Origin of the sequence: Paenibacillus baekrokdamisoli, assembly GCF_003945345.1 — a bacterium.
Classification (GTDB): Bacteria; Bacillota; Bacilli; order Paenibacillales; family Paenibacillaceae; genus Paenibacillus_Z; species Paenibacillus_Z baekrokdamisoli.
Map to the genome: position 1 here is coordinate 223,163 of NZ_AP019308.1, position 23,077 is coordinate 246,239.

A 23,077-nucleotide genomic window follows, 5' to 3' on the forward strand; every position below is an offset into this window, starting at 1 on the left:
CCTAATACTGGATTTCATATCCATGCCTGCCAAGGCAGGCTTAAGATTGCTGCTCATTGTTAAAGATCGATAGCCACATTTGAACAAGCTTCTCAGAATTATGCTTATCTTGTAAAAAGAAGCGTAATGTATTTACATCTGTTTAAATCCTATGGTATTGTGGTTACTTACAAGAAAGTTCAGCATAATTTCCCAGTTTAATTTTGTTAAAATGGGAGTACTGCTTGTTCCTATATCATCTGATACACTTGAAGGGAGTTTTTCATTTTGTTCAAAAGTAAGTTTGGTTTTGCACTGATTTCAATGTTATTAGTAGTCATGGTTGTATTGAGTGGTTGCACCAAACCAGATTCGCCTAAAGAAACACTACAGGCTTCGATGACCAAAGCATCTGAGATCAAATCCTATCACTTCCAAGGAAGTATGAAATTTGAGGATTTCAATTTAACAGGTGAGAGCGCGGCTCAATCCGCAGATATGCTGAATAGCTTGAAGAATGCCGAGCTTTCATGGACCGGTGCTTATCAAGCTTCTCCTATGACGATGGAAATGACTTTGAAATTGTCGCTTCCGGGTGACATGGCGATTAGTTTCTCGATTCCCATGTTTATAACCCAAGACAAAGCATGGGTGAAAATTCCGAGCATCCCGATGCTGCCAATCCCAGCGGATCTTACAGGCAAATACCTGGAGCTGGATCTGAAGAAGCTTGCTGAACAATCTGGCCAGCCGCTCCCGACAATCTCAACGGTTGATATTGGGCAGTCTCAGCAATTGATGAATGACATCTCAGCGATCGTATACAAACACATCGATGAGAATACGTACCTGACTTCAGTGAAGGTAAAAGATGCAGGTTTGCCGGAAGGTACGAATGTGAAGCAAGTCGTGCAATTTCATTTGGAGAAAGATCAACTTGAACCTTTGTTTAACTCCGTGGTCAAACAAATCGCGCCGGAGGTTATCAAACTTCTATCCGACAATGAAAAATATCAGAAGTTGATGAGTCTTAAACCAGAGGATCTGACCAAAGCTAAGGCAGAGCTGGAGAAAGTGACAGATAAAGAAATTGCAGATGGTATGGCAGAGATGAAGAAAGATCTTACTTCCCTGAATATCGTATCCAACATTGGTTTGGATGGGGATGACTATCCAGTCTATACCGATGCTTCCATTAAAGCAGCTATGAAGGTAGACGGGAATGCTGGCAGTCTCTCGCTTAAAATGGTTTCCCAGACAACCAATATCAATGAGAAGGTGACGTTTGAGGGTAAGCCGAAAGCTGAAGAAATTATTACGATGGAACAGCTGGAAGCGCAGTTAGGCGGAATGTTTGGCGGTACGGACATGGGCATGGAAGATACAGGAACAAACCAATAATAGGAAGTAGGGCCGCTATCCAGATCGATGGAGCGGTCTTTTTTTTGCTTTTAAACATACATAATATAGTAGTGTTGTAAGGTTTGCTCAATCCATTGGGGGAGCTTGCAAATAGGCCTGTCTATATGTCAAAATTGATGAAGATTCGCAGTTGTAACTTGAAGGGAAGAAAACGGAATGAGACGAATAACGAAGGCATCCATTGGTCTGGCAATTAGTATTGTTTTTTTGCTTATTCCTATTTTATTAATGTTAAAACCGCAGGCATCGTCGGTGGATATTCTTGAATCTAACAATGGATTGCAAGGAGACTCTACCTCCGTGACCTCTTCGAAACATCATCGGATTCATATCCCAGTTCTGATGTATCACGACTTTGAGGATAAGCTGAACAGCCATGCGAATGTGAGACCCATCAATTTTGCCAAGCAGCTCAATTACTTAAAAACCAAAGGTTATCATACGATTACGGATCAAGACTTGACGCTGTACTTTGAGGGGAAAGAGCCCCTCCCGGCGAAGCCGCTTATGATTACGATTGATGATGGATATGAGAGTAATTATGATTCCGCTTATCCCATTCTCAAAAAAATCGGAATGAAAGCAACTATTTTTGTAATTGTTAACTCCGTCGGGAAGACACCAGGATTCATCAAGCATTTTGGCTGGAAGCAGGCTAAGGAGATGTATGATTCCGGACTTATTGATATTGAAGATCATACCTTTAACCTTCATGAAGATATTCCGCAGACAACGAGGAGGTTCTTCTTCCTGCACAAAACGAAGATGGTCCCTGCCTTAACGAATAAAATGACTGTGAATGGCAAGCTGGAGACAGAGGCAGACTATGAGAAACGAGTTCATGATGATCTTTTGCTGGCAAAAAATCAGATCGAACAGCATGTAGGCAACCACGTCGATGGGATTGCTTATCCTTATGGGGCAACGAACAAAACGGTAGTAAAAATTGCTGCTCAAATTGGTCTTAAATATGGGTATGTAATAAATGAAAAGATAGCCAACATTTATCCAAATGATCTTCTAATCGATCGAATTTCCGTTGATGATAACGACACTGGTTTTAGTATCGATCAGGAAATATCACAGAGGATGACAGGGAAAATTCCTTTTGGGAAGAAAATAGAGGGAAAGAGAATGACTGCCACCAAAGTTAGCCATATTTAGCAAGCCCAAAGCAGCCCGTTCCTTGAGAATGGGCTGCTTTTGTTTTGACAACTATTTTCGCTTGGTTCTTTTTCCTAAGGTTTGACGATTTGAGGCCGTATTGGTTTTTGAACGATGTTTCGTTTTGCCGGATTTGATTCCCGATTTTTTATTGGCTGTACTTTTTATTGCTGCTGTTGGACCTAGGAAAGAGCTGATCATTTTGAATGCAGGTTGAATGCTCTGATACATACCGAAAATTTTTTGAAACTTCCCCATCATAGAGATGATATCATCGATTCCACCGAAGGGATTTCCAACCGGCGAAGGAGAGGCAGCTGGTTGAGATGGCGATTCAACGGGAGGCTTGATGGCATTCGAGGGTGGAAATTGAGGGGATAGAAATGCTTTGGCTTGGACTCTTTTTTTCCTTTCCATTAGTATCACATTCCTTTGCTCATCGTTATTGTCACGAATAATAGTAACTAGCTATGACAACATATGCGAAGGATTGACCGTCGGTATAGTTGCTTAACCAAAAGGCGATAAGTTGTACGTATCTACTCTAATGATAGATTTCCTAAATGAGTGAATGCGATGCATCGTACGTAGAAGCCCGCTGCGCGGACGGATCATTCTTACGATCACTGTTGTCTCCCTATTTCTTGATTCTATCCCTTAGGGGTAGAAATAAGGAGACAAAGGCGAACGCTATCGCTTCTTCAGAACGATTCCGTCCGCTTCGCTAGGTACTTCGTGATGGCAAGCACTGATTATGATTTAGAGCAATAAAACAAGCTGAAAATTATAGTTGAAAAAAACATTCACCCAACTATAATAAAAGGAAGGATATCTCCATTTATTTGATTGCGCTTATATAACGGGGAGGGGATTAGATGAAGGCGATAGGCATTGATATTGGCGGGACATCGATTAAAGGAATGATTGTGAATGATCGGGGCGATACGATGGCTCAAACAAAGATTGCCACTGATGCTGCGCAGGGCAAGGATCATATTGTTCATCATGTAAGAACTGTTATTGCGAATCTTCTTAACCTGCATCAGGATGTGGCCGGAATTGGTATTGGCACGGCTGGAAGAGTGGACACCCTGACTGGGGAAGTTGTTTTTGCAACGGATAATTTGCCGGGCTGGATGGGGACCAACTTGAAGCGGCTGTTTGAAGAGGAATTTAATCGGCCGGTCGCTGTTGATAACGATGCGAATACGGCATTAATTGGCGAAGCATGGCTTGGTGCAGGCCGTGGCTGCTCGGATGTAACGATGCTGACGCTCGGTACTGGAGTTGGCGGAGCAAATATGGTGCGCGGCGAACTTGTGCGTGGGGCACTGTGGAATGGCGGGGAGTGGGGACATGTAGTATTTGTACCGCGCGGACTTCCATGTAACTGCGGTCAGCGAGGCTGTATAGAACAATATTTATCCGGCACAGCTTTTGTACGTTACGCACGTGAAGCTACCCAAAACTTCTATGCCTCTGGCGTGGAGGTGCTTGCCGATTATCAGGGTGGCAATAAAGCTATCGTTCAAATGGTTAATCAATTTATGGACGACCTAGTGATCGCCGTTTACAACATTCACCTCGGAATAAATCCGCAGGCTATTGTGATTGGTGGAGGGCTTGCAGATTCCAAGGATGTATGGTGGGAATTATTCGTTGATAAAGTACGGCGGCTGGAGCTTGGTATCGAAGTTAGAGCGGCACAACTCGGTAACCAAGCAGGTTCCATCGGTGCGGCTAAGATGGTATTAGGAGGGGAACCGCTTGATTAGCGCACAAGAAATGGGAAGGACGCTTCTGAATATCCGAAGTCATCTTAACGGACTAACAAAGACGGAACAGATCGTAGCGCAGTATATACTGGACAATCCGCAAGACATCATCTATCAATCAGTCACGGAATTGGCGGAAAGAGCTGGCGTGGGAGAGACAACGGTACTGCGGTTATGCCGTAAATTAAAATTCCAGGGGTTTCAGGATTTTAAGCTGTCATTAGCGCAGGATCTTGTGAAAACGATCGATCATCTCCATAAAGAGGTGTCCGAAGAGGATGATTCACAGACCCTCACGCAAAAAGTTACAGCGACCCATATCCAGACATTAGAGCAGACCCGAGAATTAATAAATCCGGTGCAGCTAAGCGAAGCCATCGCACTCTTGTATAACGCAAGAGTGATTTGTTTTTTCGGTGTGGGATCTTCCGGTTTGACGGCCATGGAAGCAGCTCATAGCTTTTCTAGAATCGGAAAGCCCAGCAGAGCGAGCACCGATACACATTTTCAAGCGATGGAAGCATCTATGCTAAGTAATAGCGATGTGGCTGTCGGCATCTCGATTTCGGGAAGCGCCAAGGATACCATCGAAAATTTAAACTTAGCCAAAAAAACGGGTGCCAAGATCATTGCCATCACGAGTAACGCCCGATCTCCGATTACGAAGGTGGCTGATGTGGTTCTCCTGATGGTCGCCAGAGAAAACCCGCTGCAGGGCAGCTCATTAGCCGCCAAAATATCACAGCTCGCTATCATCGATATTTTGAATGTGGCTGTTTCACTCCGAACAAAAGAACAAGCGCTAAAGTTTAGGGAAATAACAGCAAAGGCCATTTCGGATAAGCTTTATTAATAGTAGCTGCTGATAAATTTTTTTGTGCTGACTGCCTCGATAAATCGCTTTTGATTTATCGGTTTTTTGTTTAGTTCTTCGTTGCTCAAAAATACTTCACGCAGGGTCTAGGCTCGCTTAACAATTCAGGGATTAAGTAATTCCGTGCATACTTTGAAGATCGTGGAAGTATTTAAGGGGGTGAGGGCAGCTTGAAGTTGCTGAAGCACTCGACTATCCTTAAGGGTTTGCAGTAGTAGAAACACATGAAATAAGTTTGAGACTATGCGAATAAACAAAACCAGTTCTAACACAAATTGAAGTGTTAGAACTGGTTTTGTTTTATTATAGAATCGCATAACGCAAGTACATCGTTGACCACCCCTACTAGGACTCAATCGAATGAATAATTTAGGTCTATCTATTGAATACTGAAAGCGAATACAGTACAATTATAAAATAACCAGAACAAATGTTTATTTACAGATGAGCATAATTTCAAGAAAATTCAGAGTCTTATAACAAATTTTCAAGGAGGCATTCTACTATGCATCAGCTAAACCAAATTTCAGAAGCAACCAATTTTATTTTGAGTAAAACGAAACAGCAGCCTACCGTCGGCATGATTCTCGGCTCGGGTTTAGGGGGGCTGGCAGATGAAATTGAAAATGCGACAGTTATTCCATACAGCCAAATTCCTCATTTCGCCAAATCTGAGGCGGTCGGTCACGCCAATGAATTAGTTATTGGCGAGATGGAAGGTAAAGTCGTCGTTGCGATGAAAGGACGCTTTCACTACTATGAAGGCTATACGTTGGACGAAGTTACTTTTCCGGTACGCGTAATGAAGGCTCTTGGGGTTGAGAGTGTACTGATTACAAATGCCTGCGGCGCGATCAATACAAGCTTTAAACCAGGGGATCTCATGTTAATTACGGATCATATTAACTTAGTGGCCAACAATCCGTTGATCGGTCCTAACAATGATGCCTTAGGAACCCGCTTTCCGGATCTATCCCAGGTTTATAACAAGGAGCTGCGTCAAGTTGCTCTTAAAGTCGGGAAAGAGCAAGGAACCGATTTGCAGCAAGGTGTCTATGCTTGGTGGACTGGTCCTGCCTATGAAACGCCTGCTGAAATTCGCATGATCCGTATATTGGGTGCGGATACTGTAGGGATGTCAACCGTTCCTGAAGCTATCGTTGCAACGCATGCGAAACTTCGCGTACTTGGTATTTCTTGCTTAACGAATATGGCTTGCGGCATATTGGATCAACCGCTAAACCATGATGAAGTTATTGAGGTGGCCAGCCAAGTAAGAACAAAGTTTATTCGACTTGTAAAAGGTATTTTGAAAGAAATGTAAGTTGACTAGATCATCCTTGGATATTCTCATATCAGACAGAAGAAGCTGCAGACCAACACGTCTGCAGCTTTGTTTACATTTAAAATATAAGAGAGTATAAGTTGTTCCATACTTTGCTTATATTTCAGAGGGAAGAAACTTGCTTCGCCATGATCACAGCTAGCAATTGATCATATAGTCCATTAAATGAATCACCCTCTACATTGTCTATATGCAGGGTAGTGTCTATAGTTATTTATAAAGCTAGGTCATGAATGAGGGGGATATTATGAAACTGGGATTAAGTTCTTATAGTCTTTATCAGGAAATACAAGCTGGCAAAATGACGATTCTTGATGCTTTGCAATGGAGTGCTGAGAACGGTGCGGAGCATATGGAGATCGTACCATTCGGATTCTCGCTTGTGGATCAACCTGATGTGGTAGACGCCATTGTAAACAAAGCCAAAGAGGTAGGCATTGAGCTCTCCAATTATTCGATTGGAGCAAATTTCATTCAACCGAGTGAAGAGGCATATGAATTGGAAATTGCACGTGTGATGAGAGAAGTAGATATAGCTAACGCTCTCGGCGTTAAGCTGATGCGCCATGATGTAGCTTCTCGCCCTATGGAGGAGACTTCTGTTACTAATTATTACACGGATCTGCCACGACTGATTGAAGCCTGCCAGAGGATAGCTGATCATGCTAGCACTTACGGAATAACAACAAGCGTGGAGAATCATGGTTATTACATTCAGCACAGCGATCGGGTACAAGCACTCGTTCAAGGTGTTAACCGCGAGAACTTCAGAACGACACTTGATGTCGGGAACTTCATGTGTGCGGATGAGAATTCCGTGGCGGCAGTGAAGAATAACCTACCGATAGCTTCGGTTATCCATCTCAAAGATTTTTATCTCCGTCCTGCTAATCAGTTTCCAGGAGAAGGCTGGTTTCCAACTTTGAGCGGCAACTATCTGAGGGGTGCCATTGTCGGACAAGGTGATATCGATATGTGGGAAGTAATATCAGTTATTAAGAAATCGGGCTATGACGGATATATCTCTATTGAATTTGAAGGTTTAGAGCCATGTACGTTCGGATCAAAAGCGGGACTTGATAATGCACGCCGGATTTGGAATGCAGTTTAAAGCCGATCATGTTTTTAAAAAATATTGACGGATGAACTGAAACGCGAAAACCAGGGTTGCTCTTGAGCAGCCTTTTTCGTCTATCCAGCTCTTGCATTCGAGATATCCCCATGTCACAATAATCTTAATAAGAAAGTAGGAGTGTTGAGTGTGAAGAAATATTTATTTGCTTACAAGGTTAAGTCTAACGAGAAGTCGTGGGAAAGCAGTGTAATTGCTGAAACAGAAGAAAAAGCAAGAGAAAAGATTGTCGCTAAGATCGCTGACTTTGAATTCACCGATGAGAGCGAAATCGAGCTTGGTGAGCTTTTAGCTGTGAAGGAAGCGAACGGTAATCAATACATCGAATGTGAAGGGTGCAGTGCCTAAATTGCGCTTAGTTAGTAAGCGGCAATCTCTTTTTTGTTGGAATCATAGTACTATTTTGCGCTTATGATGAACTGAAAATCTTAAAGAATGGCCGTCTAGAACGATATTCTCGCGTTCTGGACGGCCATATATTGTGACAGGAGAAAACAGATGTCTGCACCAAAGACTAAACAAGGTACGAATCTGGAAGATGTCCAGGAGATGAACCGTTCCCTAGTTATTCGACTCATAAGAAAAAGACAAGTCTGTTCAAGAGCGGAATTGGCACAAGCTTCCGGCCTTAATCAGTCTACCATAACGAATATTATCAACGAATTCCTGAGTTGGGGACTTGTTGTGGAAACAGGCATGATTGATGGGAAAAAAGGACGACGCTCTATAGGGATTCAATTAAATAGCGAACTCTACAAAATCATTGGAATTAAGCTAGCGCATAAGTCTATTTCTGCCGGATTATACGATCTTGCAGGTAACGAGTATAGCCATCAGCAGATTACAATCGCGAATCGGGATAGCGCTGCAACAGCTTTCAAAAATATGAAGAAGCTCATCACTGAAATGATACAACTGCAAGCTGGTCGAGTCATTGCAATCGGGATAGCGACCCCTGATCCGTTATTCCGCAATGAGGACAGGATGGATCGGATTAGACCATGGTGGGAGACAATGAATATTCAGGAAAACGTAAGGAATGAGTTTGGAATCCCAGTCTACATCGAGCATGATGCTAAGGCAGCTGCTTTGGCACATTGGTGGTTCGATGGACCCCGTCTGGATCAGGGAGTTTTGATCTACGCTGCAGCAGGTCAAGGCGTGAGGGCTGGAATTGTTATTGATGGGAAAGTTTTTCGCGGATCGCTTGGTATGGCGGGGGAAATGGGTCATATGAGCATTGATTATAAGGGTCCCGATTGTGAGTGCGGGCATAAAGGATGCTTGGAACTGTATTGCTCCACTTCCGCGCTCCTTAAGATGTTGAATAAAGACCATGCTACCTTAAAGTCTGTTTGGAAGGACCTCAAAGATAGAGATAGCCTTACGGAAGAGGCTGTACATAAGGTAGCCTGGTTTCTCGGATTTGGCCTTGTGAATCTTGTGAACCTATATAATCCAGATTGTATTATTCTAGGGGGCGAGTTATCCGCGGCTGGAGATCCATTCGTGGATACAGTTAAAAGGGTGATTATGGAACATGTCCGATCAGATGTTTCAAGTGAGTTAACCATTTCGTTGTCTGCGCTTGAACAAGACGATATCTTGATTGGAGCGGCAACGATAGCCATGGATAGTCTTTTGGAGCAGCCTTCCAGCTATTTTGCCTTCTCCAAAACGGAATAGCCTATTTAAGGCGAGATAGAAGACTTATTAGTTGCACAAAAGCACCTCCATAACCACTATAAAAGTGGAGCTGAAGGTGCTTTTTGCATTCCGAAAATGGGTTGCATAGTGAATGCTAAAAGTCTCAAAAGATGTTAATTATAGCATGTCTTTGGAATTTTGTCTTAACTGGATTCGCTATATCAAGAATAAACGCAACAAATATCAAGGAAAGCAAGATTGGCAAATATCTTTGCTTTTTTTGAAAGCTTAAAATAAAAAGCAGATAAGGTTTGATCAAGGAGGTTTTATGATGAGGAATAAATATAAGGTCTACGTTCTTATTTTATTGTTAGCCGTAATTATGGTTTTATTGCGGCATCCGAATGTGGTATCAGCCTCGACCTCAGGCATAACTAGTGATGGAACACTTACTGTTGACGGCCAGCCTTTTTTTCCATTTGGTTTTTATGAAGTTGCATGGAGTCCTATACCCTGGAATACGAACAATTACACAGTAGAGTCAGATGTAGAAACGTTCACAAGAGTTACCAATATAAAAGGCGTCAGGTTAAAAATACGCGAAGCTAATATGGCTCAAGATTATTTTGGTATTGTGGAAATAGAAGTGAATGATGGAGCAGGGCCGAACCAAGCTACGACCGCTACAGCAAGTGCAACAAGCCTGAATTCGGATCCGAATCATTCTCCTGCTGAATTAAATGACGGCAGACTTACCAATGATTATGCCAGCGCATACCATCCTAATTTACCAGAGTATGTAACTTTGACATGGGGGAGTGGAAAGTCTTTTGATAAAGTTACACTTAAGGCCTGGCTCTGTTATACGATTGCACCTTCTTATTATGATGTTGAAGTATCCGTTGATGGTTTGACGGGATGGACGAAAGTTGCAAGCTCAGACAAAATGCCTGCAGGTAAACTTTCTATGGATATGAATCAATTAGCTGCAGATGGGTTTAACTTTATGCATGCTTCAGCGGATACTGGTAACGGTTTTAATTCGAGCTTTGTCGATGATGCTGGTGTAAAAGGGATTAAACTTATGCCTGAAAATATTAATACGATTGTTAAATATGATTTTCTTACACAATGGAAAGATAAGTCTGGGCTGCTAGGTTGGAGTATCTGTGATGACTGTGATCCTTATAATAATCCTTCTACGGTTCAAAGTTATAAAGATGCTGTCAGGGCTATCGATCCCAATCATATTACTTATGGCGCTGGTGTTCATTATACGTATGAACCTGGATACAATGTCGGAAGTTATGTGAATATTCTTGATGCGATGGGTCGAGAAATGTATCCTATTGGTTCTAGTATACCTATGAATACAGTCTATGCTGCTACGAAGGATACTGTAGATGCCTATAGAGTCGTGGGGAAGCCGGTCTTTGGAATTATTCAGACTTTTAGCTGGCATTCCATTAGTCCTGTCGGGAACCCAGACCCCGTATTAGGACGTGCGCCAGATCCTAGTGAATTGAGAAATATGACTTATCAGTCGCTTGCTGCTGGTGCAAAGGGAATTATTTTTTTTCCTTATTACTTTTCACCAACCCATACAATGATTCCATCTGATCTGTATACCGAGACCAAGGCTATGGTACCTGAAATTAATGCCCTGAAACCGGCGTTAATGCTCGGTCAACGGACGGAAGTTGCGACTGGGAATCCGGATTTAAGAGTTACTTACTGGGAGTATGGAGGCAAAGTGTATGTAATTGCGGTCAACACAAGTTATGATTCGGTTGTTAATATTCCTTATTACCAGCCTGGAGGTCCAGGTACTACTAGCGCGATAAATGCTTCAATACCATTGCCTGCAGGGTATCAGAACGCAGTAGTGAAGAGCATGTTTACTCGACTTCCATCCACGCTTTCAATAGGTGTGAATGGCAAGTTGTCGGGTACAGTTGGTGCTGAGCAGGTCCAGGTATATGAATTAACACCAGTTGGAACTTCTATCTCCTTGGTTACTGGAAAAACATTGGGATCGTTGCAAAATGGCTTCACAGGGGAAGCGGGATTCAACTTTACAACAGCAAATGCAGCCCGTACCGTTGCATCACTAGGAAGATTCTTTGTAAGTGGCAATAACGGCTCGCATACCGTGTCCTTATACAAGGAAAGCGATAAATCGTTAGTGGCATCATGCACCGTTAATATGGCTATGGGAACAGCTGATGAATGGGGATTCAAATACTGTACGTTGCCTGCTCCCGTTACTCTAATGGCCAATACTGCCTATGATCTCGTTGCCAGTGAAACAAGTGGAGGAGATCAATATTACCATGATGATACGACCGTAACATTAGGAACAGGTACTCCAAATTTTGCAATATTTAAATGGAATGGATCCTGGTACTATGATTCTACGACTTCCCATAGCTTTGGTCCTGTCAATTTGTTGTACAAAGACTCCTCTATGCTGACTGGAAAAACATTGGGATCAGTACTAAATGGCTTTACGGGGGAAGTAGGATTCAACTTTACAACAGCAAGTGCAGCCCGTACCGTTACGTCACTAGGAAGATTCTTTGTAAATGGCAATAGCGGCTCGCATACCTTGTCCTTATACAAGGAAAGCGATAAATCGATAGTCGCATCATGTACGGTTAATATGGCCACCGGTACAGCAGATGGACTAGGATTCAAATACTGTACCCTGTCCACTCCGGTTCCTTTATTGGCCAATACTGTCTATGATCTCGTTGCCAGCGAAACGAGCGGGGGAGATCAATATTATCATGATGATACGACTGTAACATTAGGAACAGGTACTCCAAATTTTGCAATATTTAAATGGAATGGATCCTGGTACTATGATTCTACGACTTCCCATAGCTTTGGTCCTGTCAATTTGTTGTATTATTGAAATACTATAGAGAGGACAGACGAATGATCACATTCGATCTGTCCTTGAAGCTTTTATGATGGCGGAATTAAGAGGGGGAACCTTACATGTGGAGAAAGATGAGAATCAGCAATGTTCCTATTTTTCCGAAGCTAGTTATTACATTTTTGGTTATAACGATACCATTGTTTGCGTTAAGCCTTGTGTTGAATGAGCTTGGCAAGCAAGAAGTGAAGAACCAAATCTCCAACTCGATAACCACGACCATCCATTATTATTTCTTGTCGCTGGAGAAGGAACTGGAGCGGATTATTCGGACACAACAAGAGTTTATTAACGATGATGATCTCATGCAATTGAGCAATGAAATTTCGATTATGTCAGATTACAAACGAACGAAAGCAATCAATGATTTGAAAAAAAAATTAAAGAGTTTGAAAGATTCCAGCATCTACATTAAAGACATTACTGTGTATATACCGTCGATCAACGGCACGGTTTCAACCTCCAATGCACTTGATACTCCCAGTACCAGAGAGGAAGCGGAAGCAATCGCAAAGGCTACTTATACGAGCGGAATTCCGATAACCTCATGGCAGCATCGTTTATATTTGAATTTAACATATCCGAACAACTTGATGAAACGAGATGGGCAAATAAAACCTCCCCAATTTATTCAAAATATTGAATTATCTATGGAAGCGCTGACAAATGCGTTGAATTCGTTCCCGCAGGACGGCGGGGCTATATTATTTAACGACAACTGGGTCATTGCCAATGATAAATATCCGGAGCCCCTGGCCGAGATCAGACAGAAATTAGATGAAACCATTCAACAATCGGCAGTTATTAAGAAGCAAATTAACGTTGGCAAAGAAAAATATATCGTTATTTACGATCAATCCTTATTTTTGGATGCTTCACTCCTCTTTTATTTTCCCGAGGATATCATTGTAGGACAGCTGAAGACATATGGAACTTGGTTCTGGCTGCTTGTATGCAGTTCTATCATTATTGTCATTCTATTTTCCTATGGGATCTATCTATTGATTCATCGCCCTATTCAGATTCTGATCAGACGGTTCAGGAACGTGGAAGAAGGTAATTTCAATGCGGCTCTACCAACCACAAGGCAGGATGAATTCGGATATATTCATAACCGGTTTGAGAGAACCGTGCAGAATTTGAAGACGCTGATAGATGAGCTTTATGTGCAGAAGATCAGACTGCAGCAGTCGGAATTAAAGCAGCTGCAGATGCAGATTACACCCCATTTTCTGTATAACAGCTTTTTTATTCTTCACAGGTTAATTAAGAACGATGAGAATGAGACGGCTGAATTGGTATCTAAGAACCTAGGCGATTATTTTCAATATATTACGAGAAACGGATTGGAGGAGGTTCCACTCGAAGAAGAAGTGAATCATGTCCGGTCTTATGTGGAAATCCAAAACATTCGTTTCTCCAATCGAATAATCGTAGAATTTGAACCGCTTCCCGAGCGCTTTCGTGATCTTATGATCCCTCGCTTGATCCTGCAGCCACTGGTGGAGAATGCCTATGAGCATGGGCTCAGTGATATTGTGACGGAGGGTAGACTTAAAGTTGGATTTACAGCTGAGGAGAATAAGCTTTTTTTCTCGGTTGAGGATAACGGTAGCGGATTAACGGAAGAGCGAATGGCTGGAATGATCCGTAAATTATCCTTTGAATATGAAGGAGAAACGACTGGACTGATCAACATTCAGCGCCGTCTGAAGCTGAGATATGGCGAACGTGGCGGCTTAGAAATCATGCATGGTGCTTCAGGAGGTTTGTTGGTTCGGATCTATATCCCAAATGACAAAGGAGAATAAAGATGTATCGTGTGCTTATCGTAGATGACGAACCTCTTATTGTGAATAGCTTGTATCAATTGCTTCGTGAAGCCGCGAATTTGGAGCTTGAGATTTATCGGGCATATAACGTATATGAAGCATTGGATTGGATGAAACAAATTCGGATTGATGTGGTTATTTCAGATATCCGTATGCCCGGAATGAGCGGGATTGAGCTTCACAAGCAAATCATCCAAAGCTGGCCGCGGTGTAAAGTGATTTTTCTTACGGGATACAATGATTTTGACTACGCTCGTCATGCTATTCGTACAGGCGGTGTAATTGATTATGTGTTGAAAAATGAAGATGACCCTATCATTCTGGCTGCGGTGGAAAAAGCGTTAGCGGAATTGGACAAGTTGGAGGATGGTGCGGAGTATGTCCTTCATGCGAAAAAAAAGCTGCAGTTGGCCATTCCAGCACTGCAAAAAAATACGCTGTTCGATCTGATGCGTGATCCCTCTCCATCCTTGAAGGACATGCAGAACAGATTGACGGCGGCCGAAATCCCCCTTTTCCCAGAAGAAGATGTATTTCTTGTGGTAGGCAGAGTTGATGTATGGAGGGAGGAGTTAAGCGAATTAGATCGAACGCTCCTCGTTTATGCCTGTCAGAACATTGCCGAGGAATATTTGGCCTCTACTGTTGTTCAGGTTTCGGTCGTATTTGAGTCTTATAAATTTATTTGGTTTATGCAGCCTAAGGATCTTTTGACGGGAACCGGTCTAGATGAGGAGCAGAAGAAGCGAACTTGGGAGCATATGAAAACGAGAGTATACGGAATCATGGAGGCTGTCCAACAGACATGCAAGCAGCTGCTGAAATTACCGGTCTCTTTCGTAATGGGCAGCAGGCCTTACGGATGGGATAATCTTGGCGCTCCCTATTACTATTTGAAAGCTTTGCTAGGCCACGGTTCCAATAACGGACATGAATTGCTTATCCAAGACTCGGATAAGTTTGGACTTCATTCGGAGCAGGGTCGACGATTTCACTTATCGGAATCGCAGCACAATAAGAAACAACTTGAGCTGCTGGAACAATATCTAGTCAGCGGGCAAAAGGATCATTTTAACAAGCTGTATAACGACATGATGAATCCCGATGGTTTACACGGGTATAGGTTCCAATTGGAGCTGTTTTATGCCGTATCACTCAACTTGATTTCCTATGCGATTCGGGTAGGACTGTTTGATGAGCTGTTTACGAAGATGGATCTGGGAAAAACGACTCAGTACGACGTGCATGAATCATGGGCTGACGCTGTTTCCTATTTAGCTAAGGTTGCCGAATATGTTCTTGACAAGCATGAACCTGTACCTGAAGAGCAAAGTCAGCGCCTCATTAATTCCATTCATCAATATATTCAAACTCATCTTAATGGAGATCTCTCTTTGACGAGGCTATCTACTATAGTCCACCACAGTCCGACTTATTTATCCCGTTTATACAAACGGATGACGGGTACGATGCTATCAGACTACATAACCGAAGAGCGAATGAAGAAAGCTCAGAAGCATTTGACTGAAACGTCTATGAAAATTCAGGAGATTGCTACTCAAGTAGGTTACGAGGCGGCACCCCAATTCAACCGTCTATTTAAAAAAATGTTTAAAATGACACCGCAAGAATACAGAGATCACTTTCACGAATAGAACAGCGCAATAGATGTCAAGGAAAGCAAGATTGGCAAATAGCTTCGGTTATTTTGATCTTTTATACTTACGGAGCAGGTAAAAATAACTAGGGGGATAAGACATGAAAAGTAAGTCCGCAAAACTGATTATGGTAACTGTATTGGCGAGTTTGCTTGTTCTTGCTTCGGCTTGCAGTAAGAAGGATGAAGGAAATAATGCACAACAGCCCAATAAGCAGGAAACGGGTACGAAAGAGAACGATACGAATAAGGGTGTCGATAAAGTGGTCGATCCGATGGGCAAGATTGATCCAGAGATCGAAGTGACGGCAATAAGGACATTAGAACCGACTACGAAATTTGAAAACGGAGAGACGATAGAGAATAACGCTTGGACCAAATTGTATGAGAACGAATTTGGCATTAAGTTGAAATACTTATGGGTTTCCGATCCAACGCAATTCGAGCAAAAATTTAATATTGCCATGGCTTCCGGACAATTAGCCGATATTATGCCCGTAAACGGCATTCAATTCAATCAATTGGTCGAAGCCGATCAATTGGCCGATTTAACCGATGTGCTCGAAAAGTACGGTACGCCCCAAACGAAAGAGATGTTAAAGAAAGATGGTGGTGTCGGTCTTGATTCGGCTACGTACAACGGGAAATTATTAGGGATTCCCGTAAATATGGGCTCGTTCGATACGGCATCGCTTCTCTGGGTACGTACCGATTGGCTGAAGAAGTTGAATTTACCCGAACCGAAAACGATGGCGGATGTTTTTAAGATCGCAGAAGCGTTCGTCACGCAGGACCCGGATGGAAATAATAAGAAAGATACGCAGGGCCTAGGTGCAACGAAAGAAGTTTATGGCTTGGAGCCAGGGCTGGATGGATTTTTTAACGGCTATCATGCTTATCCGAAAAGTTGGGTAGCCGACGCCTCAGGTAAGCTTGTGTACGGCAGCATTCAGCCTGAAATGAAAAAAGCTTTAGAGAAGCTGCAAGAGATGTACAAAACGGGGTTCATTGACCGCGAGTTTGGAGTGAAAGACAAGGAGAAATTTATTCAAACCGTTAATGCGGGAAAATTAGGAATGTTCTATGGCGCCGATTGGTCGCCGCTTCTGTTCCTGGATGGAAAAGCGCTGGATGAAAAGATGGAATGGAAGCCGTTTCTTCTTCCATCGATTGATGACCAAAAGGCTAAGGCACAAACCGCATACAACGTGAACCAATATTACGTCGTTCGAAAAGGAATGAAGCATCCTGAGGCTGTAGTGAAGCTGCTTAATGCAGCGAGCTATCAATGGGATCGAAGCAAATATCCCCTTACCGACATGAATCGTAATGGTGATGTAGATAAATGGCAGTATGCTCTGGTACAAGCATCCAATCCGATTCAGAACGTTGAGCTGTATGAACATGTGAAAAATGCATTAGAGAAGAAGGACGAATCTCTCCTGGATGTCGTTAGCAATCCGGGCCAGGCGACCTTCTATAAGAACATTAATGATTTTAACAATGGGGATAAGAAGGGCTGGGGCTTTACTCGATTCTTTGATGCTATTACCTTGTTATACGATTACCATGTCAATGATGGATTCAAATTAACGGAATTTACTTCCGGACCTACACCTACGATGGTCGAGAAGCAAGCGACGCTGCTGAAGATGGAACTGGAAACGTTCACGAAAATTATTATGGGGGAATCTTCTATCGATTCCTTCGATGAATTCGTGAGTAATTGGAAGAAGCTTGGCGGAGATACCATTACAGAAGAAGTAGCAAAATGGAAAGCTAGTAAGTAACTTGGAGTAAACAATCGGGGAAGCCAACATGTCGCCAGATTCGATGAATATATGGCATCCCCGATTGTATTAAATGACATGCAAGCAGGAGGCGAGAGAGATGTCCGTTATGACCGTAACGGGAAAAGTCCGATCAGATAGTCTGGGATTGGTATTGCCCCATGAGCACGCCTTTATAGATTTGAGAAGCCTTGTGCCTAGTAGTAGTGAAATTTCACGCAAGAAAATGTCCCAAGAGCAAGTGGCCCTCACGAATATCGGCAAATTAATGCGTAATCCCTATGCCGTTCTGGACAATGCAGTTATTGATGATGAAACGGTTGTAAGGGATGAGCTGCTGAAGTTTAAAAAAGCCGGAGGTAAGACATTTGTTGATCTGACGCTGCGTGACATTGGTAGGGATCCCGCTTTACTAGCTGGGTTATCAAGAGAATTGGATATTAATATCGTAGCAGGCTGCGGATATTATATTAACAAATCTCATCCAAGCGATATGGATAACAAAACAGTTGATAGTATTGCCGAAGAAATCTTCAATGAGATCCGATACGGGATGGATGGAACGGATATTAAAGCAGGTGTCATTGGCGAGATTGGAACAAGTGAGATCATTTATCCAAATGAAAAAAAGACCCTGATTGCATCGGCTATCGTTCAAAAGGAAACCGGTCTTGGGCTGCATGTGCATACGGATCTGTATGCCACGAATGGCTACGAGGTAGTGAACATTCTTACTGAGCACGGTGCTACGGCTGACAAAATATGCATTAATCACGTTGACGTTGATATTAAGATGGATTATTTGAAGGATCTTCTCAACTTGGGAGTCTACGTGGAGTTTGATAACTTCGGCAAGGAGTTCTATGCCGACAAAAGGGACAGAAGCGTACTGAGAGGACCTTTTGCTAGAGATATCGAGAGAGTAAGAGCCATCAAGAAGCTCATTGATTGGGGTTTTCTTTCGAAAATATTAATATCCAACGACGTTTGCCTGAAAACCTGTCTTCACAATTACGGAGGTTGGGGTTATGACCATGTCATTACGAACATCATTCCTATGATGGAGGACGAAGGGATAACAACCGAACAGATCAAAACCTTAATGTGCAGCAACCCTGCGGAATTTTTAGATGATGGGAAAGATTGATGGAAAAGATTGATTGATAAGAGGTGTTTCATGAAAATTATCGATTGCAGCTGTGCCATCGGATACAAGACGGTCAATTATGAAGTTGTTAACCATGAGAATCTCCTGGTGAGAGAAAAGGTGAAACAGGCGCGTAACGCCGAGGAATTGCTCAGCGAGCTTGATTTCTGTGGGATTGACAGCGCGGTAGTCAGCCACAACACAATGGCGGATGTTGATCCGGATTATGGGAACCGGGCAGTTCTTGCCGAGACGGTCAAAGCACCAGATCGACTGCTCCCGACATGGACCATTTTGCCTCCGATAACCGAAAACCAATATGCACCCGAGCATTTATTTCCTGCGATGAAGGATAACGGTGTGAAACTGCTCAGAGCGTACCCCGAACGTAATCGGTATTTGCTTAACTCAGTTGTGATGGATGAATTATTAGGCGAGATTGCCGCAGCAGGAATTCCGCTGTATCTATCTCCAAGCGAAGGCTGGCAGGGCATTTATAGCGTTCTGCAGGAATATCCGAACTTGACGGTAATTCTCCATAATTACGGCTTATGGAGCCATTCCCGGCTTACCTTTCCCTTATTTCAGCGCTACAAAAATTTCTATATGGAGACTGGGGATATGCAGGCTGCCGGGGAGATCAAGGAAATCTGCAGCAAATTCGGCTCAGAGCGTCTGCTCTTCGGTTCCGATTTCCCCAGTAACGCGATCGGTGGACCGCTGGCCACTTTGCTCGGTTCAGGCATAACTAGAGCGCATATCGAGAACATCGCGCATTTAAATTTGGAGCGAATGCTGGGCGAGGTGAAGCTATGAGCATACGGACAATGACGAATAAGTCGCAGCTGGCCATGGAGTTTGTGGAGACTGGACGGTTGTCGAGTGTATCTATGATAGACATGCATACGCATATGGGGGCTTTCTATGGCACCTATCTGCCCGAAGCTAAACTAGAGACGATGGTACAGACCATGCAGCGGGAAAATATAGAGTGGATTATCTCGGCTCCGCATAGCGCGCTATTCGATCCGATTGGCGGAAATTCGGAAATCCGTGCTGCGATGAAACAATACCCGGATAAAATCTATGGTTACTATGTTGTGAATCCTCACTACGATCACGACCTGGAACAGGATCTGGCTGAGTTCGACAGCGTGGATGGTTACGTTGGATTCAAGTTTCTTCCCGATTATCACAAGTACCCGCTTACCGGCGAGAAGTTCCGTAGAATCTATGAATTTGCCAATGAACGCGGATTGCTTCTACTCTCTCATACGTGGGGCCACAGTGCTTACAATCCGCCTCAGATGATCGCGGAATTGGCACGCCAATATGAGAATATTAATTTCCTGCTCGGACATTCCGCGCCGGGAGAAACCGATTATGCCATCGAGCTTGCTAAGAAGCAGCCTAATGTATATTTGGAATTATGCGATACCGGACGTCTGAGTGGGATGGTACAGAAGATGGTGCGTGAAGCCACCTCAGAGAAAGTATTGTTCGGGACGGACTTCCCTTGGTATGACCCGAATTACATGCTTGGAAGCGTTCTGTTCTCTGGCATCGGAGACGAGGACATTCGGAATATCATCCACAATAACGCAGTTCGTTTATTGGGAGACAGCTTGAAATATAAAACCTTGGAAGGAAATGGAACTCAATGACAGAACTGATAGAATCCTTCGAAACGGCGAAGGGCAATGTTTTTGGAGATTTGCTGACAACTAGAGTGAAGGACAAACCATTAAAGGTCGGATTGATCACATTAGGATTTTTCGAATATTGGCGGATGTTTCCGGATACCTTGAAGGCCAATGTTACGGCGGATATGACTTGCATCTACGATCATCTACGTCAGTATCTGAATCAGGACGAGGTCATCTGGTCAGGGATTATCGATACGCTTGACGCCGCGGAGGCAGCGGGTCAAGAGCTGGCTAGCCAGCGGGTTGACCTCATCGTATATGTCGCTGGAACGTATTGTCCCGATTATATGGCGATCCAAGCATTGGAGCATGTACGTCATGTTCCGGTCATTTTATTCAATACACAGCATAATAACAAGATCAACCTTGGCACAAATTATGAGAATATTCTGAGAAATAGCGCTTTAATTGCTAATCTGCAGTTGGCCGCAACGTTTAAGAAAATGGGCTGGTACCGCGATCTGAAGGTTGTCGTAGGATCGATCCAGGATATTGCCGCTTATGAAGAGATGACCAAATATATCCGTGCATACAAAGCTTATATAAGTCTCAAGAGCACCAACATCGGCGTTATCGGCCATGTATTCAGAGGTATGTACGACTTCGAATACGATAAGACGATGATCAAAGGCACGCTGGGACCGAATATTATCTCGATTCAGGTGGATCACTTGCTCGATCAGTTCGGCAAGGCAACAGAGGAAGAAATCGAAGCGATCGTTGAGCAGACGACAAACAGGTTTAATATTGTCGGGTTAAATGAGGATGACATTTATAAATCCTCCCGGTTTTATGTTGCTCTTCGAAACACGCTGGAGAGGTTCAGGCTGGACGCACTTACGCTGCTTGGCCAGCACTACGTCGAACAGAAGACGGGAACGACCTCATACTTGGCCAACACGATGATGCATGAAGAAGGCAAATACGTCGTAAATACGGAAGGGGACGTACATGGCCTGATCATTATGACGCTGATGAATATGCTCAGCGGCCAGGTTCCCGCTTATGCCGAATGGGGCGAATATGACGAGGAGCTTAATGCCTTGCTTATGGTTCACCATGGCTATGCAGATACAGATTATGCGACAGACAAGAGTACGGTTAAGGTCAACCGTTCGCCTGAGCAGTGGGGATTGCAGGGAGCGGGGTTCGGATTCGAATATACGCTGAAGCCGGGAGAAGTGACGATCAGCCATCTGATCATCGACGCCGAAGGCTACAAGATGCTCATTGTGAAGGGCGAAGCACTTCACATCCCGCAAAATATTCCCTGTGAAGAGATTACGGCCGTTGTGAAGTTCCATACACCAATCAAGCAATTTCTTGCTGCGCTAATCAAAGAGGGATTCGCACATCACTGCATCATCGGCTATGGGGATCTGACGGAAGAGCTGTCGAACGTCGCTGATTTTATGGGAATTCGGAAAGTTATTTATTAAAAGAGTGGGGAGAGATGCATTCATGGTCAAAATTCCGAAAGAAGAATTTGCGGCAAGAGTTGAAAAGTTAAAAGTGTTAATGAGAGAAAAAGAAATGCAAGCTTGTTTGATCTACGGTGATGAGTATAGGAAGGAAAACCTGCGTTATATGAGCAACTACTGGCCATTGTTCGAAAGGGGAGCTGTCATGGTTCCTCTGACAGGTGAGCCTTTTGTCATTGCCGCACCGGAAGGTGAAATGTTTTGCCGCGAAATGAGCGCATGGCCGGATATCCGGCTTCTTCCGGAATTTGCTTGCGTGACGGTACCGGATAAGATCGAATATCCCCAAGCGCACTATACAAGCTTGACTGAGATCTGCCAGGGGATACAAGGAAACGAACCCTTGCTAAGGTTAGGTATCGTTGGCATTGATGCGATGCCGGAACCCTTAATGAAGGTAATCGAAGACAGCTTCGCGGGTATCGAAGTCGTCGATGCAGGTGATTTACTATTCAAGCTAAGAATGACCAAGACAGCTAATGAAGTCGCCTGTTTGCAAGAAGCGGCAAGGATTGCTGATGCGGGCTATAAGCTGATGATTGAACAGGTGAAGCCAGGCATGACTGAGCTTGAGCTGGCCTCGCTGGCTTATGGGGAATGCACCAAGCAAGGTGCGGAGAATATTCCGTTCTGTCTTTTAACAAGCGGTGAACGGGTGAATACGATCATCGGAAGAGCATCAGGAAAAGTGATCGAGGAAGGCGATATGATTATGGCTGCTATTGCGATACAGGTCGAGGGATATGTAGCCACCATGAATTTTCCTTTCGTCGCAGGCCGGATGAGTGAGGAACAGAAGGCATTTATCGATATTCTTGTCGAAGCCGAGGATGCTGCGTTAAACAGAATAAAAGCGGGAGCTAAGCAGAACGAAGTGGTACGCGCGGTAAAAGCGTACTTCAAAGATAAGAACGTCACCGAATATGATCTTTATCCGCCATTACATGGCTGTGGGTTGGCGGAAGCGGAATCGCCTTACCCCGATGAGAACTCCGAAGCGAGATTCGTAGCGGGAATGACGGTAAATACGGACGTAAGTCTCTTCGGACATCCTCATGGTTCAAATCGGATCGAAGAAAGTCTGCTTGTAACCGAAACCGGATACGAATCGATGTCGAAGCTGGTCAGGCATTTAAGTAAGACTTGGAAAGAAACAGCGACGATTTCGGTCAATTAAGGAGGACT

General features: G+C 43.6%; 18 protein-coding genes. 17 read left to right on the forward strand and 1 reads right to left on the reverse strand.

Annotation, left to right across the window (positions count from 1 at the left end; genetic code table 11):
• The first annotated feature begins 267 nt into the window (after positions 1-267).
• Both EKN16_RS00905 and EKN16_RS00910 read left to right on the forward strand, forming a co-directional pair.
• Positions 268-1,380 carry a hypothetical protein gene (locus tag EKN16_RS00905; RefSeq protein ID WP_125653281.1) on the forward strand — a complete coding sequence of 371 codons (1,113 nt, stop codon included), beginning with the start codon at positions 268-270 and terminating at the stop codon, positions 1,378-1,380.
• Positions 1,381-1,557: 177 nt separating this feature from the next.
• On the forward strand, positions 1,558-2,565 hold the full coding sequence (locus EKN16_RS00910; protein ID WP_125653282.1) for a polysaccharide deacetylase family protein: 1,008 nt from the start codon (positions 1,558-1,560) through the stop codon (positions 2,563-2,565).
• Positions 2,566-2,616: 51 nt separating this feature from the next.
• On the opposite strand, the gene EKN16_RS00915 is transcribed toward EKN16_RS00910, so the two are convergent.
• On the reverse strand, positions 2,617-2,982 hold the full coding sequence (locus tag EKN16_RS00915; RefSeq protein WP_125653283.1) for a hypothetical protein: 366 nt from the start codon (positions 2,980-2,982) through the stop codon (positions 2,617-2,619).
• A 458-nt stretch (positions 2,983-3,440) separates the two neighbouring features.
• Here EKN16_RS00915 and EKN16_RS00920 point away from each other — a divergent pair, with 458 nt between their 5' ends.
• From EKN16_RS00920 to EKN16_RS00990, 15 genes are all read left to right on the forward strand, one after another.
• Entirely contained in the window at positions 3,441-4,340 is a 900-nt protein-coding gene (locus EKN16_RS00920; RefSeq protein ID WP_125653284.1) for an ROK family protein, read from the forward strand.
• On the forward strand, positions 4,333-5,193 hold the full coding sequence (locus EKN16_RS00925; RefSeq protein ID WP_232016146.1) for a MurR/RpiR family transcriptional regulator: 861 nt from the start codon (positions 4,333-4,335) through the stop codon (positions 5,191-5,193). Before EKN16_RS00920 ends, EKN16_RS00925 begins: the two co-directional genes overlap by 8 nt.
• 526 nt (positions 5,194-5,719) lie before the next feature.
• Positions 5,720-6,538, forward strand: coding sequence for a purine-nucleoside phosphorylase (locus EKN16_RS00930; RefSeq protein ID WP_125653285.1), 819 nt, complete (start codon positions 5,720-5,722; stop codon positions 6,536-6,538).
• Positions 6,539-6,806: 268 nt separating this feature from the next.
• Positions 6,807-7,670, forward strand: a complete 864-nt coding sequence (locus tag EKN16_RS00935; RefSeq protein ID WP_125653286.1) for a sugar phosphate isomerase/epimerase family protein — start codon at positions 6,807-6,809, stop codon at positions 7,668-7,670.
• A gap of 150 nt (positions 7,671-7,820) precedes the next feature.
• On the forward strand, positions 7,821-8,039 hold the full coding sequence (locus EKN16_RS00940; protein ID WP_125653287.1) for a hypothetical protein: 219 nt from the start codon (positions 7,821-7,823) through the stop codon (positions 8,037-8,039).
• Positions 8,040-8,189: 150 nt separating this feature from the next.
• Entirely contained in the window at positions 8,190-9,377 is a 1,188-nt protein-coding gene (locus EKN16_RS00945; protein ID WP_125653288.1) for an ROK family protein, read from the forward strand.
• Between the two features lie 289 nt (positions 9,378-9,666).
• Positions 9,667-12,255 carry a hypothetical protein gene (locus tag EKN16_RS00950; RefSeq protein ID WP_125653289.1) on the forward strand — a complete coding sequence of 863 codons (2,589 nt, stop codon included), beginning with the start codon at positions 9,667-9,669 and terminating at the stop codon, positions 12,253-12,255.
• An 86-nt stretch (positions 12,256-12,341) separates the two neighbouring features.
• On the forward strand, positions 12,342-14,090 hold the full coding sequence (locus EKN16_RS00955) for a sensor histidine kinase (protein WP_125653290.1): 1,749 nt from the start codon (positions 12,342-12,344) through the stop codon (positions 14,088-14,090).
• Positions 14,091-14,092: 2 nt separating this feature from the next.
• Positions 14,093-15,766, forward strand: coding sequence for a response regulator transcription factor (locus EKN16_RS00960; RefSeq protein WP_125653291.1), 1,674 nt, complete (start codon positions 14,093-14,095; stop codon positions 15,764-15,766).
• 103 nt (positions 15,767-15,869) lie between these two features.
• Positions 15,870-17,558 carry an extracellular solute-binding protein gene (locus EKN16_RS00965; RefSeq protein WP_125653292.1) on the forward strand — a complete coding sequence of 563 codons (1,689 nt, stop codon included), beginning with the start codon at positions 15,870-15,872 and terminating at the stop codon, positions 17,556-17,558.
• Positions 17,559-17,658: 100 nt separating this feature from the next.
• Entirely contained in the window at positions 17,659-18,705 is a 1,047-nt protein-coding gene (locus tag EKN16_RS00970; RefSeq protein WP_164522624.1) for a phosphotriesterase family protein, read from the forward strand.
• Positions 18,706-18,735: 30 nt separating this feature from the next.
• Entirely contained in the window at positions 18,736-19,521 is a 786-nt protein-coding gene (locus EKN16_RS00975) for an amidohydrolase family protein (RefSeq protein WP_125653294.1), read from the forward strand.
• Positions 19,518-20,369, forward strand: coding sequence for an amidohydrolase family protein (locus EKN16_RS00980; protein ID WP_125653295.1), 852 nt, complete (start codon positions 19,518-19,520; stop codon positions 20,367-20,369). The genes EKN16_RS00975 and EKN16_RS00980 overlap by 4 nt, the downstream gene beginning before the upstream one ends.
• Positions 20,366-21,850: a hypothetical protein gene (locus tag EKN16_RS00985; RefSeq protein WP_125653296.1), complete on the forward strand. Its 1,485-nt coding sequence runs from the start codon at positions 20,366-20,368 to the stop codon at positions 21,848-21,850. Before EKN16_RS00980 ends, EKN16_RS00985 begins: the two co-directional genes overlap by 4 nt.
• Before the next feature lie 22 nt (positions 21,851-21,872).
• Complete coding sequence (locus tag EKN16_RS00990) at positions 21,873-23,069, forward strand: M24 family metallopeptidase (RefSeq protein WP_125653297.1); 1,197 nt, start codon at positions 21,873-21,875, stop codon at positions 23,067-23,069.
• Positions 23,070-23,077: the final 8 nt, after the last annotated feature.